Origin of the sequence: Arthrobacter sp. Soil736 (assembly GCF_001428005.1) — a bacterium.
GTDB lineage: Bacteria > Actinomycetota > Actinomycetes > Actinomycetales > Micrococcaceae > Arthrobacter.
Genome location: NZ_LMSB01000025.1, coordinates 1 through 16,368, shown reverse-complemented (window position 1 = coordinate 16,368; position 16,368 = coordinate 1). Strand labels below are relative to the sequence as shown.

15 protein-coding genes and 2 pseudogenes are annotated in these 16,368 nt (G+C 62.4%); 12 read left to right on the top strand and 5 right to left on the bottom strand.

Translation table 11 applies throughout. The features are described 5' to 3' along the window. Positions 1-8: 8 nt before the first annotated feature. Positions 9-554 (bottom strand): YceI family protein, encoded by a 546-nt coding sequence (locus tag ASG92_RS15090; protein WP_056629802.1) that lies wholly within the window; start codon positions 552-554, stop codon positions 9-11. Positions 555-742: 188 nt separating this feature from the next. Between ASG92_RS15090 and ASG92_RS29880 the strand changes: the two are divergent. Continuing rightward, positions 743-898, top strand: a pseudogene (locus ASG92_RS29880) (NAD(P)H-dependent oxidoreductase); the annotation flags it as partial. A 160-nt stretch (positions 899-1,058) separates the two neighbouring features. Here ASG92_RS29880 and ASG92_RS15085 read toward each other — a convergent pair. After that, positions 1,059-1,529: a MarR family transcriptional regulator gene (locus tag ASG92_RS15085; RefSeq protein WP_056629799.1), complete on the bottom strand. Its 471-nt coding sequence runs from the start codon at positions 1,527-1,529 to the stop codon at positions 1,059-1,061. A 190-nt stretch (positions 1,530-1,719) separates the two neighbouring features. On the opposite strand from ASG92_RS15085, the gene ASG92_RS15080 reads away from it, so the two are divergent. From ASG92_RS15080 to ASG92_RS15070, 3 genes are all read left to right on the top strand, one after another. Continuing rightward, on the top strand, positions 1,720-2,691 hold the full coding sequence (locus ASG92_RS15080; protein WP_056629798.1) for a ring-cleaving dioxygenase: 972 nt from the start codon (positions 1,720-1,722) through the stop codon (positions 2,689-2,691). 7 nt (positions 2,692-2,698) lie between these two features. Continuing rightward, positions 2,699-3,337, top strand: coding sequence for an alpha/beta hydrolase (locus tag ASG92_RS15075; protein WP_056629795.1), 639 nt, complete (start codon positions 2,699-2,701; stop codon positions 3,335-3,337). 826 nt (positions 3,338-4,163) lie between these two features. Next, positions 4,164-4,871, top strand: coding sequence for a hypothetical protein (locus ASG92_RS15070; protein WP_056629792.1), 708 nt, complete (start codon positions 4,164-4,166; stop codon positions 4,869-4,871). 251 nt (positions 4,872-5,122) lie between these two features. Here ASG92_RS15070 and ASG92_RS27405 read toward each other — a convergent pair whose 3' ends face one another. From ASG92_RS27405 to ASG92_RS15060, 3 genes are all read right to left on the bottom strand, one after another. After that, positions 5,123-5,731, bottom strand: a complete 609-nt coding sequence (locus ASG92_RS27405; RefSeq protein WP_082579523.1) for a DUF1349 domain-containing protein — start codon at positions 5,729-5,731, stop codon at positions 5,123-5,125. Between the two features lie 92 nt (positions 5,732-5,823). Beyond that, on the bottom strand, positions 5,824-7,365 hold the full coding sequence (locus tag ASG92_RS15065) for an amino acid permease (protein ID WP_056629789.1): 1,542 nt from the start codon (positions 7,363-7,365) through the stop codon (positions 5,824-5,826). 123 nt (positions 7,366-7,488) lie between these two features. Beyond that, complete coding sequence (locus tag ASG92_RS15060; protein ID WP_200951984.1) at positions 7,489-8,394, bottom strand: LysR family transcriptional regulator; 906 nt, start codon at positions 8,392-8,394, stop codon at positions 7,489-7,491. Between the two features lie 123 nt (positions 8,395-8,517). Between ASG92_RS15060 and ASG92_RS15055 the strand changes: the two genes are divergently transcribed. The 8 genes and pseudogenes from ASG92_RS15055 to ASG92_RS15020 form a co-directional block, all read left to right on the top strand. Continuing rightward, complete coding sequence (locus tag ASG92_RS15055; RefSeq protein WP_056629787.1) at positions 8,518-9,015, top strand: YjbQ family protein; 498 nt, start codon at positions 8,518-8,520, stop codon at positions 9,013-9,015. A 2-nt stretch (positions 9,016-9,017) separates the two neighbouring features. Then, positions 9,018-10,472 (top strand): FGGY family carbohydrate kinase, encoded by a 1,455-nt coding sequence (locus tag ASG92_RS15050; RefSeq protein WP_056629784.1) that lies wholly within the window; start codon positions 9,018-9,020, stop codon positions 10,470-10,472. An 18-nt stretch (positions 10,473-10,490) separates the two neighbouring features. Then, positions 10,491-11,336, top strand: coding sequence for a sugar phosphate isomerase/epimerase family protein (locus ASG92_RS15045; RefSeq protein ID WP_082579520.1), 846 nt, complete (start codon positions 10,491-10,493; stop codon positions 11,334-11,336). Beyond that, the gene (locus ASG92_RS15040; protein WP_056629780.1) at positions 11,333-12,052 is read left to right on the top strand and encodes a triose-phosphate isomerase; all 720 of its coding nucleotides are present in this window, start codon (positions 11,333-11,335) and stop codon (positions 12,050-12,052) included. Before ASG92_RS15045 ends, ASG92_RS15040 begins: the two co-directional genes overlap by 4 nt. A gap of 21 nt (positions 12,053-12,073) precedes the next feature. Then, positions 12,074-12,841 carry an SDR family oxidoreductase gene (locus ASG92_RS15035; RefSeq protein WP_056629776.1) on the top strand — a complete coding sequence of 256 codons (768 nt, stop codon included), beginning with the start codon at positions 12,074-12,076 and terminating at the stop codon, positions 12,839-12,841. A gap of 1,033 nt (positions 12,842-13,874) precedes the next feature. Next, positions 13,875-15,359, top strand: coding sequence for an NCS1 family nucleobase:cation symporter-1 (locus ASG92_RS15030; RefSeq protein ID WP_240987153.1), 1,485 nt, complete (start codon positions 13,875-13,877; stop codon positions 15,357-15,359). Between the two features lie 38 nt (positions 15,360-15,397). Then, on the top strand, positions 15,398-16,153 hold the full coding sequence (locus tag ASG92_RS15025) for an aspartate/glutamate racemase family protein (protein WP_056629773.1): 756 nt from the start codon (positions 15,398-15,400) through the stop codon (positions 16,151-16,153). Further along, positions 16,146-16,368 (top strand): annotated as a pseudogene (locus ASG92_RS15020) (allantoinase); the annotation flags it as partial. The gene ASG92_RS15025 and the pseudogene ASG92_RS15020, both read left to right, overlap by 8 nt.

Below are 16,368 nucleotides of genomic sequence, written 5' to 3'. Positions count from 1 at the left end.
GGGTGGGGTTAGCTGGCGGGGAGAACGAAGGCCGAGTCGACCGTGATGGTGACCTTGTCGCCGACGAGGACTCCGCCGGCCTCGAGGGCGGCGTTCCAGGTGATGCCGAATTCCTTGCGGGAGATCTGCGCGGAGGCGGAGAACCCGGCGCGGGTCGCGCCGAAGGGGTCAACGGCCACGCCACCGAACTCGACGTCGAAGGTCACCGGCCTGGTGGTTTCCTTGATGGTCAGGTCACCGCTGAGGCTGAAGTTCTCCGGTGCTCCCCGGACCTCGGTTGCCGTGAAGGTCATGTTCGGGAACTGCTCAACGTTGAAGAAGTCCGGCCCCTTGACGTGGGCGTCGCGGTCGTTGTTGTTGGAGTCGAACGAGGCGGTTTTCACGGTGGCCTCCACGGACGAGGTGCCGAGGGTATCGCCGACGACGAGCGTGGCGTCTGCCTCGGTGAACTGACCGCGGACCTTGCTAATGCCGGCGTGCCGGACGGAGAAGCCTACTTCCGTGTGTGCCTGGTCGAGCGTCCAAGTGCCGGGGGTGAGTTCAATCGTGGTCATGGTCTGTCTCCTTGGCTGGTAGTCGCAAGTAGAGGATTTACATGCGTATGCATATAACTATCGCCGCCTCCGTTTGCGCTTGTCAACTGAGAAGATTCTTTACGGCAAATAGCTTGCTGGAAAACTACCTATTGTCTGCCCTCCCCAGGGCGGACGATCCGTGGAGGAGCTTGAATTCGCGATCCCCACCAAGGTATAGCTACGACCATGACGGCGACTTCCCGCCGGAAGGCCGGGCACTGAAGGATGCCATCGAAGCCCCCGACGGCATCCCCTTCGTATCCCCCGAGTACAACCGGTCTGTTCCCGGCGCGCTGAAGAATGCCATCGACTGGGGGCCTCGTCGCCGGGGACACATCGGCGACCCACCGCCGGACGCCCAGAAACTCTCCCGCTGGACGGGATCGGGTCCGCCCGACCCCGGGATGCAGGACGGTGCCCGGACGAGACAAGCGTGCCGCCGAGGCGCCGTTCCAGCTTCCGAACTAAGGGGCGGACGAGTTCCTACAAGGTGGCGTTGGCTTCGCGCAATTCGGCCATAGCTTCGGCGACCATCGTCGCCCTGTCAGCCCCGAGGACGTCGATATAGGTTTTGCGGACGATGTCGGCAACCAGGTTCTGGAGTTCGTCGGCCAGCTTAACACCAGCCGCGGTCAGTTCGAGATAGACCACCCTGCGGTCGTCGGCGCAGGGGTTTCGGACGACCAGGTCGCGTTTGGCCAGGCGGTCGGCGATCTTGGTAAATCCGCCCGTGCTGAAGGCCGCCTCACGGGCCAGCGCCGCCATGGGCATCCTGCGCTCCGGGCTGCGGGTGAGGCGCAGCAGCGTTTCGGCTTCGGCCGGATCCAGGGAGAAAGCGTCAGCCACCGCCCGGTGCAGCTTCCTGTTCGTGATCTGGAAGCCTTCGATGACCAGACCCCACTGCGTGACCGGATCAAGGCCCCGGCCGGCCTCCGCTTCCGCGTACTGCGTCATGAACATTCCTTTCCGCCCCCTATGATACTGCGCCAGAGAAGCTGCTTCCGTGGAACCTGCTTGCTCAGCACTATCTTGCCGCATTGACGAATTTATCTTCCTAGGAAATAATTTTCTCGATAGATGCATTTGCATATACATCACCGGCAGGGGCTTCCTGACCGGATCAGTCCGAACAGGAGGGGTCAACATGACCGCGAATACCTCAGGCTTGCACCACGTCACGGCCATCGCCGGCGATCCGCAGGCCAACATCGACTTTTACGTAAAGGGCCTGGGCCTGCGCCTGGTGAAGAAGACGGTCAACTTCGATGACCCGTCCACCTACCACCTGTACTACGGCGACGAGGCCGGCCAGCCCGGCACCCTGATGACGTTTTTCCCGTGGCGGGGCATCGCTCCGGGCCGCATCGGGGCAGGACAGTCGACCTCCACCGCGTTCTCCGTCCCGGAGGGCACGCTGGGCTGGTGGCAGAGCCACTTCAAGGGACTGGGCGTCGAATCCACCATCATCCGTGAATCCGCCGACGAAGAGCGCCTCTCCCTGCGGGACCCGGACGGGCTGCAGCTGGATCTGGTCGCCTCCTCCACCATCGATCCCCGGAACCCCTGGGATTCCGCCTCCGTGCCCGCCGAGTACGCCGTGCGCGGCCAGCACTCCTCCGTGCTCACTGTGGCCAACCCGGACAAGACCGTGGCCGTGCTGACCGAAGACCTCGGCCTGCACCTGGTCGGAACCTCCGGTAACCGCACCCGACTGGCGGCCGGCAACGGCCGCCCCGGAAACATCATCGACGTTATCGCCGACCCCAAAGCCCAGCCCGGCCTCATTGCAGGCGGCACCGTGCACCACATTGCCTTCCGGGTCCCTGACGTCGCCACGCAGGAAAAGTGGCGCCAGGAACTGGCCGGCCGCGGTTTCCACGTCACGGACATCCTGGACCGCCAGTACTTCACCTCCATCTACTTCCGTGAACCCGGCGGCGTGCTTTACGAAATCGCGACCGACACCCCCGGCTTCGACGTCGACGAACCGCTCCTGGAACTCGGCCGCTCCCTGAAGCTGCCGCCGTGGCTCGAGCCCTCCCGCGAGGCCATCGAACATTCCGTGGCCCGCATCGAACTGCCGGCCGAGAACAACCCCGCCCTGGCCCGACGGTAGGTCGCCAATGAGCACCCAAACCACCACGGTCACCGGCTGGCCGCACCTCTTCAGCCCCGGCGAGGCAGAGGCCCCGGTGCTGCTCATGCTGCACGGCACCGGCGGCAACGAACACGAGATCGCCTCCCTCGCCGCCGAACTTCAACCGGGCGCCGGCGTCCTCGCACCCCGGGGGCAGGTGCAGGAGCACGGCATGCTCCGCTGGTTCCGGCGCCACGGCGAAGGGCTCTTTGACGTCGACGACGTCATCGCAAGGGCAACAGATCTGGCCGCCTTCCTGGACGCCGCCCGAGAACACTACGGACTCGGCAACAGGCCCGTGATAGCAGTCGGGTTCTCCAACGGCGCCAACATTGCCCTGGCCACAGCCATCCTGCACCCCCAGACCCTGGATCGGGTCATCGCATTCTCCGGTATGTACCCCTTTGGGGACCGGGAAACCTCGGCTGACCTCACTGGCGGCAGGCTGCTGATCGTGAACGGCGAGACCGACCCCATGGCCCCGCTCCCCAGCGTCAGGACACTCATCGCCGCCCTGCAGCAAAACGGTGCCGACGTAAAACAGGTCCTGCGTCCCGGCGGACACGGCATCGCGCACACCGATCTCGACGCCGCAAGGCAGTGGCTGGCAGAAGCCAGCAGATAAACGAAAATCTCGACCGGCCGAACGTTGCAACGGAAGAACTCCCTTCCGTTGCAACGTCATCCCACATATCCCGTGCCGCTGGGCGCTTCCTGCCGAGTCTGTCGTTTACAGACTCGGCAGGCTCCGCCGCACAGGGGCAGGGGCTGCCGCTGGGTGTCGTTGTGCAAGGTAGCTGCCTTAGGCAACAGTCTTAGGCGTGGTGCTTGCCCACAATCAACGCCATTCCCCGCTATGGCTGCAGCGGCTTGTTGCAGGATCTGCAGGGCCTTCTGCCGCCGGTTGTCTGCGCGATAATGAGAAGCCCAGCCGGGTTGTCATCCCAGGCGCCGCCAAAAGCGATGCACCAAGCTGGGTGGAAGACTTCTCCTACTTCGTGCACGTGGACCTGACCCTGACCAACCCGGGGCGAGCCGTCACTGCGGCGGGACTCCGGTTCCACACGTTGAGCGGGCCGAGATCATTGGCCCTTCCGGTGGGCTCTTGCTGCTGAGCGCCAGCTGCGCTTCGTGCTGAGGGCGTGTGGAGATGTTACCCGCTGCCCCGCTGTCGACGCCCTGGCCCCGCTCGAAGTGCCTCCTGACTAGGCGGTCATGCCGCAGAATGCATACGAGTTCCCTCCGCCCTTGAGTGCCAGATGGGTTGAGGTTCCGCCTGCGGTGTTGACCACGTATACGTCTCGCGTCCGGTTCCCGTGAGGCCCATATGCTTCATCGCTGAAGATGTTCGGCCGGCAGTTTTTCACTCGTCACCATCGCGGTCACTCACCTGGAGTAGTGGTACTTTCAGCGGAACGAACAGTAGCCCGACAAGAGCAGAAGGGGATTCAGTGAAACGTGACGGTTCTGATCTGGCGCCGGAGGACCATGGCGATACACCGGTGCTACCCCAAGCTGGGGATTCGTTTCACGCGTTAACTGACCGGTCCCAAGCTTTCCTTAGCGCGCTACTGACCGAGCACTTCGTGCTGGAGTCTGCCAGGGGAATAACGGTTGCCGAGTCCAGCAGCAGAGCTTCGCTGTACTTGATGACATTGTCGAGTTCCCTGGTCGCATATGGTTTCCTTGCCCAGTCTTCTGTCGCCTTCCATTTTCTCGCTGTCGTCATTCCTGTGGTCGTAGTTCTGGGCCTCTTCACCTACGAGCGGCTGGTCCAGACGTCACTGGAAGACGTCGCCGCTTTGAACTCCATGCAGCGCATTCGCCGGTATTACGCTCGCATCCTCCCAGGGGCCGATGAATTCTTTCCGGTTCCACACGGACAACACGCACTGAATGAGCTACTCGAGATCGGAAGTCGAGGGTCTTGGCGGGGCGTCTTCTTCACGATGTCCACGGCCATAGCTGTGGTGAATTCCATCGTGGCGGGTGCCGGCGTGGCGCTTATCAGTTACACCACTGTCCCTAGTGACACTGCCGCCATCGTGGTCGGCGCAATTTTCGGCGTTCTCCTCCTTGTGGTGCACGCTCTCTATCAAGTGCACCGCTACAACAAGATGATTCGCATTATTCTGGCGGGGCACCGCCCCCACCGTTAGTGCAGTTGCTCATCTGGCCCCCATCGATGACCTGACGGATCTCCGTATTCCGGGAGTGACCTTTGCCAACGGCGTCATTATCGAAACCGGCACCGACTCCTACCGCCCCGCTCACACCATGGCCCCAAAAAGCAGCCTGCTAGACCCCGCTTGTGAGGTCACGCAAGATCCGGTCCGCATGTTGGGAGGGCCCCATCGCCGACCGCTTGTCTTATGGTGCGCTTGGCAACTTCCATTCGATGGGCCGAAGTCTAGAAGGGTGGCGCGGCGTGGAGGGCAATATCCGGGGTCCGCGATATCCACTCGAGGAATTTAACGTCGAGGCCGTCCCTGGTCGGAGCGGCAAGGTAAGGTCCGGCATCCGCACGAGTGCCTGGAAGCAATGGCAGTACGCGCACGGTGCGCCAGCAGGTGTTGCCGGCCCGAGCTCGGACGATCAGTCCGTCAGCAAGCGGGCTTATCCGAACTGTCACTTCGGAGCCAGCCCATTCTGGGGTGGGTGCAGCCGCCCAGTCCGACCAGCCGTCCCGTGCTACGACTGTGCTGACGTTTGGTACTCCGTCGGAGATCTCCACTCCGGCCTTAAGCCACGTGGTCTCGCTGACTACAAGGGCGACACCCGCTTGGTCGTATTCACCCTGGAGAGTGCTGGTATCGAAGCAAACCTCGATCGCCCGTGTATCGTCCCATGGTGCGAGCAGGGTGTGCGCATTTCGATGATGAAACCCGTACACCGTACTCTCCCAAAGGTCGCTACCTTTCTCGGCCGATGCGATAAGCGCGTTCCCATCTGAGCGTGTCCGTGTCGGACGCGACCACGCTCCGCTTACCCAGGAGATCGCAGGGCTTAGGGTGCTCATCTGTATGGTCCTTCTCGCAAATGGATCTTCGCTGAATCACCGGATGAAAGTCATTCCCGAATTCTTGAGGGTACGTGCGGCACCCGCTTCGATCATCCGATTTCTGATACTGCCGGGCTGTGATCGTCGGAGTGTTCCTGAGCATATCGGGGGCCGGCCCCGCCCTTCTTGAGACGTTTCCGCAGCGCCAGTAGCCACCAGATCGCCGCGAGTGCCATGAAGCCGGCGAAAACGTAGGCATTGCCGGCGAATGCGGGGAGGAAGATGAGCGCAGCTTCCACCAGCAGGAAGACGATGAGGCTGACGATCAGGAGCGGCACCCGTGCCCGGCCGAGATCGAATGTGCCTGGCTCGGCAGCGGGGATCCGGCCGCGGGCTGCAGCATTGAGAAGACCGATGGCCTGCAGCACATAGGTTGTGAAGAACGCCAGGGTCGCGATGCCCAGGAAGTAGTTGAACGCCTGCTGATTGACCAACGCTGACAGCAAAAGCAGCACGGACACGACGCCGAGCGATATAACCGCTGTGGAGGGCGTCTTCCGCTTTGGTGCGACGTGTCGAAGCGCGTGCGAGAACGGCATCATGTTGTCCCGTGACAGTGAGTACAGCAGTCGAGTTCCCACGAGCACGTTGGACAGCAGGCAGACGAGGATGTTCGTCAGGGCGATGGCAACGACAATGCGGGCGAACACTGGCCCGATCTGCCCAGAGATGATCTCTTCGATCGGGGCGGGGGAATCCGCCAGCGCGGCAGGGTTCCTGATCGCGAGCACATACACGAGGTACATGAAGAATTCAATGACGCACGACACCGCAAAGGCATAGAACATGGTGCGTGGAATTACTCGCCGCGCGTTCTTGGTCTCTTCTGCAACATCGGCAACAGCTTCGACGCCGACCAGGCCAAAGAAGGGGCCGAGTGATGCGGAGAACCAGGCAAGGATGTAGGGCGTCGACTCGTCGGGGCTGCGCCCTATGAAGAGTGAGGAGATCGGCTGCGCGTTGTCAGGGACCACGATGATCAGTACGGCGATGACTGCGGTGACGCCGACCGTCACGACGAGTTCCAGACCGACACCGATGTTGTTGATGAGGGTTGCCAGACGTACGCGGTATGCGTTGATGAGGACGCACACGGTGACGACGCAGATGGCGATCAAGATCTGTTGGGGTTGGGTGAGCTGCCAGTCGAACACGCTCCCGAAGTACCCGGCAAAAATGTATCCGAGGCTGGTCATCCCGCTGATCCAGCCGATGAGGGCGCTGACTCCGGTGAACCAGCCGAAGGTGGAGCCGTTTAGCCGGCTTGTCCACTGATAGGCATAGCCGGCGAGCGGAATCTTCGCGGCGACATCGGCGGCGATCAGCGTCCAGAGCAGGAACACAGGGATGGCGAGGAAAAGGGTCCAGATGAATGGCGACCCGGCGTTGAGGTACCCAGCGGAGAACCCGGTGAACACAGCCGTGGTGGCGCTGATCGTTGAGAAGCCGATAGCGAACGACGCGATCCGGCCGACGGAACGGTCCAGCTTCTGCTTATAGCCGAACTCCTCGAGGCGCGTGTCTTCGTCCTCGCCAACTACCCGCGGTGGTGGTGCAAGCGATGAATCCTGATGTGTTTTCGATTCGGCCATGGTGTTTCTCCTCGCGTCATTGCTGGATGGGGCCCGGAAGTCCGGTATTGGTCTAGTGAACCCAGGAGAGACGGCTGTACGGAAGGTGAAAGTTTCTATTTATTGATAAGCACGGCTGATAAGTCAGGCGGACTTTCGGGGAATCAGTCGGCTGAGCATGTGCTGCATCAATGGGCGCATGGCCGTTGAAAGACGCTCCGGGCGCCAGGCGACCGCGGTATAGCTGATTGGTCTGTCGATGATCGGAACGAACTGAATACCCGGCCGATCGTACAAACGAACCATTGAGGACGTCGTGAAGCTCAGTCCGACTCCGCGGGCTACCATCGTGGTTTCCGCTTCGTATGTTGCGGCCTCGGCCGCAATTATTGGGGGCTTGCCTTGGCGTGCGTCCGCAGCGAGCCAGTAGTCGCGCCAGCGTCCTGCGGATTGCGGTGCCACGATGATTGGTTCATCCAGGAGCTCTTCGATGCGCAGCTCGGACCTGTTCGCCAGGCGGTGAGAGCGTGGAAGGCATGCGACCCATGACTCTTCGGCGACAACCGCCATCTCTAGGCCCGGTACGTCGACGGGTGGTCGTAGTAGTGCAATGTCAGTGGCTCCGGATGCGAGACCGGCGCTTGGATCAGAGAAGTCGTACTCGACAGTTTCGATGGTGATATCGGGGAACGCACGATCTGCCCCATCGAGGAGCTGGAACAGTAGATCTGCGCCGGTGCCGATCAGATAGCCGATGCGCACGTGCGCATGGTCGACGAGCATCGCCACAGCCTCGCGTGCCAGGTCAACTTCAGCGAGGGCCTTCCGCACATAGGGCAGCCACTCTCGCCCGAGCTTCGTGAGAGCAACCGAACGAGTATCACGATCAAACAGGCGATCACCGATGGCCCGCTCGAGCTGCTGAATTGCCCCGGACAGGGCCGGCTGCGTGATGAACAGTTTCTCGGCCGCGCGCCGGTAGTTCAGCTCGCTGCCCAGCACCTCGAAGTACCGCAGCAACCGCAGGCTCACGTCGGGTAAGGACCGCATATCACCAGCTCCATTGATAAGCAGTAGTTATCTCTTCAGTGTAACTTCAACCTTCCGCTCGCTGGAACGCGGCCACAAACTGGATCACGAGTCTTCCAGATGCATGAAAGTAGGAACCCCCCAATGGCCAGTCAGAGCCGATCGATCACTCTTGAAACTCCCGCACGCCAGGAGTTCTTCGATGTGACAGCCCAGCTAGAGGACTTCGTTCGGGACAGCGGGATGTCCGATGGGATCGCGATCGCCTATTCACCCCACACCAGCTGCTGCGTGGTGATACAGGAGGAGTCCGAAGACACCACTTACTACGGCACCCAGCTGCTCCTGCAGGACACTCTGAACGTGTTCGCCAAGATCGCGCCGCCGACGCGACATGAGGGCCAGTACCTTCACCCGGGGCCGATCCACATCCGCAACGCAGGCGAGCTGCGCAACGAGCTGCCGGAATGGGGGCTCAACACCGACGGGCACATCATCTCCTCAATCCTCGGCCGTTCAGAGGTCATCCCGGTCGTCGAGGGAGAGCTTGTGCTCGGACAGTTTGGGCGCGTGTACTTCGGGGACCTCGACTCTGTTCGGGCGCGCACACGCACGGTGCACTTCCAGATTCTGGGCAGCTGACGGTGCTGGTCTATGCAGTGGACGTCGGCACCACCAATCTGAAGGTGGTGCTCTACGACGACCAGCTGCGCCGGCTTGGGATCGCTTCGGCGCCCGCCGTCTACGCTCGTGACGGCGCTCGGGTCGAGTTCGATCCGGAACAGCTGTTCGACACCGTGCTCGATCTGATCGGCCAGTGTGCGGCGAACTGCGACGATATCGCCCGACACGAGGCCGTCATTGCCATCACCGGGCAAGCTGAGTCCCTCGTGATCAACGATCAGCGGGGCACACCCGTGCGCCCGGGGATGTCCTGGCTTGACGACCGTGCCATCGCCGAAGCAGCCGAACTCGCCGAACGGTTCGGGACTGATTACGCGTTCGCGGTCACGGGTCAACCCTACCCATCTGCGACCTGGCCGGCCGCGAAGCTCCGCTGGCTTGAGCGGCACGAGCCAGAGACACTCGCCTCCGCTCGATCGGTGCTCATGATCAAGGACGATCTGATCAGGCGTTTCACCGGGACCACCGTCGGAGAGATCACTACTCGGGGTTTCACCTACTTCTGGGACGTGTCGAACGGAATGTACTGGCACGAGATGCTTGATTTCTGCTCCATTCCAGGCGGCTCTCTCCCGGAGGTGGTACCCGCCGGGACTGATGTGGGCCAGGTTTCCGAGGACGTCGTGACCCGGCTGCCGGGCGCGAGCGGGTACCGTGTCAACGTGGGGGCGCTCGATCATTTCTGCGCCATGGTCGGCACGGGTTCCTATGCTGATGGCATCGTCAGCGAGTCCGCAGGGACGGTCCTTTCCCTCTCTCTGCTGGATCACGAGTGGACGTTCAACCCGGACCGGAAAGTGTCCTTTCACTCCGGCCTCCGCCCCGGTGACACGGTCCTGTTCAACGGCGTCGACGGTGGCGGGGCAGCCCTGGAATGGTTCCGACGCCATGGCCTCGCTGACATGTCCTACGACGAGCTCGAGCAGCGACTCAGATCCCGGGAATACCGCGAACCGCCAATCTTCCTGCCCTATCTCACGGGGGTAAACCCACCGGATTACTTCCCGGATGCCAAGGGCGCGTTTCTGAATCTCGACCTTGGCCATGACCAGATCGACATGGCCTTCGCTGTCGAGGAAGGAATCGCGCACCTGCTCCGGCGCAACGTCGAGTACCTCTCGCCTGAGCCTGCACACGGGATGGTCTCGACAGGCGGCGGTGCCGCTTCCGCGTTCTGGAACCAGCTCAAGGCGGACGTCTGCGGAGTCGACGTGCTCGTCCCAGACGAGCACGAGGCAACGTGCCGCGGCGCCGCAGTGCTGGCCCTTGTCGCCAGCGGAAAGCTCAACCGGCTCGAGGACGCGAACCAGCTGCATGCACCCGCTACGGTACGGTACCGGCCCTCGCGAACGGAACAACGGCAGGCACGCTACCGGCTCTTCGCAGACTGTCTGCGCCGCCTTTACCAAAGCTGATGACAACGGAGGACACACATGAAAACGCAGACACACGATGAAAACGGAGGAGACACAATGATGTTGTGCTGTTCGTCCCCCATGGTGCCGGGGACAACACTGACCGAGAAGGCTGAACTGCTCAAGCAGTGGGGTTACGAGGGGATCGCAGTCTTTCAGCCGCTCGATACCTGGGATGACAAGACCCGCCGTGAGCTGACCTCGCTGCAGAACCGCACCGGAGTTCGGCCGGTGGAGTTCGTACTGACGGACGACGTCTACGGTAAGGCCATGTCCCCCGACGCAGCGCTCAGAGAGCAGTGCCGAGCTATGTACCGGGAAGCGGCAGCGGTCTGCGCCGAGATCGGAGCTGTTACCGAGATCGAGTTCGAATACGGCTCGCAGAACCCGCTGCCGCTCTTCGAACCTTTCCAGCAACTGAACACGCAGCAGCACGAGGAGTTCCTCGCTTTCTACCGAGAGATGCTGGACATCGTGGCCGGATCGGAGGCACATATCCTGCTGGAGCCGATCAACCGGTACGAAAGCCGGTACCTGAACCAGGTGTCAGACAACATCAGGATCATCGATGACGTGGCGCACCCCAACGCCGGTCTGCTGCCCGACCTGTTTCACATGTCGATCGAGGAAGCCGATCCGGCGCAGTCGCTGCGTGACGCCGGAGACCGGATCGTCCATGTGCATCTCGGGGACAGCAACCGTCTGCTGCCAGGCCACGGGCACCTCAACTGGTCAGAGATCTTCGCGGCGCTACGCGATGTGGGCTATGACGGATACCTCAACCTCGAATGCTCGACCGAGGGCGCTGCATCGAAGACGCTGCCCGCGACCGCAAACTATCTCCGGAAACTTGTCGAGGCGTGAAGGCCGCACTGACCGCTCCGTTCTTCGAGATCGGGCCGAAGAACTTCCTCCGTCGCGCCGAACTGGAGGCGCTTGCGCACGCCGCTGGGCGCGCGGGCAGCGAGTTCGACGTCGCAGTGGTCCTGACAGTGCCGATAGCGCTGGTCGCCCCGATCGCCGATCTTCGCACCGGCGTTCACGTCTTCGCGCAAGGCATGGACGCGGATCTGCCGGGCGACTCCGTAGGACGCGTGACCGCTGAGTCGCTCGTCGACGCCGGTGCGGCTGGAGTAATGCTCAACCACGACAGCAACCCGTTGGACAACGACAGCCTGGCCCTCACCGTTCACCGGGCCCAGGCCGTTGATCTACAGACGATCGTATGCGCGGGAACAGAAGCCGACGCCTTCCGGTACACCACCCTGGGTCCAACGGCAGTCCTCTTCGAACCACCCGAGCTCATCGGAACCGCCGGCGACGCTGTGCGAGCGTGGATTCCCGGCACCACTGCAGCCATGCGGAAGGTACACCCGGATGTGCTCGTGATGCACGCGGGCGGCGTGGCATCACCATCGATTGCTCGCGCCATCATGGCCGCCGGAGCCGACGGTACCGGCTCGACCAGCGGCGTCCTCACCGCGGACAACCCATTTGCCGCGGCACGGTCGTTCATCGCCGCCGCAAGAGCCGGATGGGACGACGCCCAAACCGACACAGCGGCGCCGACCAATCATTAACCACCAATAAGGAGAAATAGAATGGAAACCAACCTCAACGGCAAGACCGCTGTCATCACCGGAGGAGCACGCGGCATCGGCCTAGCGATCGCTCGGTCGCTGGCATCGGAAGGCGCCAACATTGCCCTGCTCGATCTGCTTGACAATGTTGCAGAAACCGCGCAGGAGATCGCTGATAAGTACCATGTACGAACTTTCGGCCAGCAACTCGATGTCACCGACCAGGACGCGACCGTCTCTGCCTTCGACGCGGTCAGTGAGCGACTCGGTGTCCCGCAGGTACTCTTGACCGCAGCGGGAATCGAAATCAACGGCGATTCGGTGGACGTTGCAGCCAATGAATGGCGCAAGGTCATCGACGTGAATTTGACTGGGACATTCTTCGCGGCTCAGTCATTCGGTCGCTGCTTACTCGCGGCCGGCTTGCCCGGGAGCGCAATACTCATCTCGTCGATGTCGGGATCCATCGTCAACGTGCCTCAATGGGCGGCGTCGTATAACGCGTCAAAGGCAGCGGTCGCTCACCTCGGTAAGTCTTTGGCGGTCGAGTGGGCGGCGGCAGGCGTCCGAGTCAACTCGATTGCCCCGGGGTATGTTCTCACTGACCTGACTCGGCAAATCATCGATCGCGAACCATCCCTGGAAGCCGACTGGATCTCTCGCATTCCTCAGGGCCGCATGGCCACACCCGAGGACCTTACAGGGCTCGTGAGTTTCCTTGCCTCGGACGCTTCCAGCTACCTGACTGGCCAGGAGATCATCATCGATGGTGGATACACCTCGATCTAGCCGGTGAGGCTGTCCAGGTGATCCATTGCCGTGCTTCGCGGCCGACAACGCGACCACCTGGACAGCGAACGGTCGCCGGTAGTCCGCACACAAGTCCAACCTCGCGTAGGACGCAGCTAATTTCTGGCCCATGCGCCAGCGTGTGGGACGTCGTCCACATGCGGGGTCAGGAGTCGACTGGCAGTCGTCCTGTGGCGGCCCAGGTTGGGCGCCGCCTGTTGGCCAGCAAAGCGCTGGCCAACAGGCGGCTCATTGTCCCCTCGAAGCCTGAGACCCCCGCAAGGAATCTGCTAGAACCACACGAGTGGGTCAGGGCAGATGCGCGAATGCTTTGCTAATTCTGTAGTTGAGGCCGATGTCGTCACGAGGCACCCACACTTCAAAGGACTCGCGGCAAGCTTCACGGCGTTTGTCTGTTCATAAGTTGAGCAATCGCCGCCGACTTCCATGTAGGCGTTTCTCAGTAAGAAACGCGCGGAAGCTGTGAATTCCACGATATGAAAATCAAATACCCTATTGTGAAAACACTGTGACTTAGCTTACTGTGGTTCTACCCCTCAACGATGAGGGCAGACTCCAAGTGATTGGTCTGAGTTCATGTACATCTCACAACCTGCAGGGCTGAAAGCGAGTTCGGCCCTTGCCGGGAGGAACACGGCGCTGATGCGCCTCCTCCTGGACAGCTCTGATCGCCCCGGCGGCGCCTTCAGACCCCGATCGCCGTGGGCAGATCCCCGCAGCTGACCGGTTCGGATTTACAGGCGGCACCGCACCGCCGCCGTGCTGACACCCACGCGATTTAGCGTTGATCCCGCTTCCTTTCCGCTGCCGCCTGCCATTTCCCGGCACGCTGACCGGCTGGACGTACGGACCCTTCCCTACCCCCTTGTATGCAGCATTTGGCATACCCAAAATCTTCATTTCCAGAGAGGCTTTTCCAATGAATCTGCTGCCGGACACAACCAGCCCCGTAGATGCAGCCGTTCCCGAGGTCACCATGGGCCACCACCGCCATGGGCACCACGACCCCATCATGCACGAGCCGCCAGTCAGCGCTGAGGCCCTGGGCCTGTCGCCGACCAGCGCCCGGCTTTATAACCAGGACCTTGCCCCGACGAAGATGGCAGGACGCAGGTGGACCGCGTACAGCATCTTCACCCTATGGGCGAATGACGTGCACAGCCTGGGAAACTACGGCTTCGCGATCGGGCTCTTCGCCCTGGGTCTCGGCGCCTGGCAGATCCTACTGGCCCTTGGTGTCGGTGCAGTGCTGCTGTTCCTCCTCCTGACCTTCTCCGGCTTCATGGGCCACAAGACAGGCGTCCCGTTCCCCGTCATGAGCCGCATCGCCTTCGGGATCCACGGCGCCCAGATTCCGGCGCTCATCCGTGGCGGCGTGGCGATTGTGTGGTTCGGCATCCAGACCTACCTGGCCTCCCTGGTCCTCAGGGTGCTGCTTATCGCCCTGGCACCGGGACTCGGGGACCTCGACAAGAATGACATCCTGGGCCTGTCCACGCTGGGCTGGGCCGCATTCGTCTCTCTCTGGGTGGTCCAGGTCATCATCGTCCGGTACGGCATGGACATGATCCGTAAGTACGAGGCGTTCGCCGGGCCCATCATCCTGGTCACCATGGCCGGCCTCGCCATCTGGATGTTCATCCAGGCAGGCGGTTCCATCGCCCTGTCCACCCACGATGCCCTCACCGGCGGCGCGATGTGGCGTGAAATATTTGCCGGCGGCGCCCTGTGGGTCTCCATTTACGCCACTTTCGTCCTGAATTTCTGCGATTTCACCCGTTCCTCCACCACTCGACGATCCATCATCAAGGGCAACTTCTGGGGCATCCCCGTGAACATGTTGTTCTTCGGCATCATCGTGGTGGTCATGACCGGAGCCCAGTTCAAGATCAACGGCGCCATCATCGGCAGCCCGTCCGACATCGTCCAGTCCATCCCCAACACGTTCCTGCTGGTGGTGGCCGCCCTCGCGCTCCTGGTGCTCACCATCGCCGTGAACCTGATGGCGAACTTTGTCGCCCCCATCTATGCCCTGACGAACCTCATGCCCAGGCGGCTCGACTTCCGCCGCGCCAGCCTGGTCAGCGCCATCATCGGCCTGGTCATCCTGCCCTGGAACCTCTACAACAATCCCGCCGTGATCGTGTACTTCCTCGGCGGCCTTGGCGCCCTGCTCGGACCGTTGTTCGGCGTCATCATGGCCGACTACTGGCTTATCCGTAAGACCCGGATCAACGTCCCCGAGCTTTACACCGAGGTCAGCAACGGATCTTACTTCTACCGCAACGGCGTCAACATGCGGGCCGTCGGCGCCTTCATCCCGGCCGCGGTCATCTCGCTCCTCATCGCCTTCATCCCGGCCCTGGCACCCGTGGCTGCGTTCTCCTGGTTCATCGGCGCCGGCATCGGAGCCATCGCCTACTTCGTCATCGCGGACCGCAACAGGAGCTTCCACGATGTCTCCGGCGAACCGATCGCCGTCCCCAGCCTCCACTGAGGCCGTCCCAACCATCCAGCAGCACAAGGAAAGAGACCATGCGCATCCTCGTCGCCAACGTCAACACCACAGCATCCATGACGGAATCCATTGCCAGACAGGCCCGCGCGGCAGCTGCCCCCGGGACGGAAATCATCGGCCTGACGCCGCGCTTCGGCGCCGACTCCTGCGAGGGCAACTTCGAAAGCTACCTCGCCGCCATCGCGGTGATGGACGCCGTCCTGTCGTATCCGGAACCGTTCGACGCCGTCATCCAGGCCGGTTACGGCGAGCACGGGCGGGAGGGGCTCCAGGAGCTCCTGGACGTCCCGGTCGTCGACATCACTGAAGCGGCCGCCAGCACGGCCATGTTCCTAGGCCACAAATACTCTGTGGTCACCACCCTGGACCGGGCCGTCCCGCTGATCGAAGACAGGCTGAAACTCGCCGGACTGGACGCCCGGTGTGCCTCAGTCCGCGCGAGCGGCCTCGGGGTGCTGGAGCTGGAGGAATTCCCGGAGCGGGCCGTGCAAGCCATCCTTGCCCAGGCCAAGCTCGCCGTGGACAAGGACAAAGCGGAGGTCATCGTCCTCGGCTGCGGAGGGATGTCCGGTCTGGATGAGCAGATCCGGACGCGCCTCGGTGTCCCCGTGGTCGACGGCGTCGCAGCCGCGGTCACGATCGCCGAATCCCTGATCCGCCTCGGCCTCTCCACCTCCAAGGTCCGAACCTACGCACCGCCCCGCCCGAAAGCAGTGACTGGCTGGCCGCTCCCGGCCAACCCCGCCAGCGCAAAGGTGAGCGTCAATGACTAAAGCAACGGAACCGCAGTATGACCTGGTCATCCGGGGCCGGCGCATCCTCACCACCGCCGGCATCGCGGCGCGTGAAGTGGGCGTCCGCGGCGGCAAGATCGTCGCGATCGAACCGCTCGGCAACAGCCTCTCCGGCGCCGAAGTGATCGAGCTCGCCGACGACGAAACCCTCATCCCCGGCCTCGTGGACACCCACGTCCACGTCAACGAGCCCG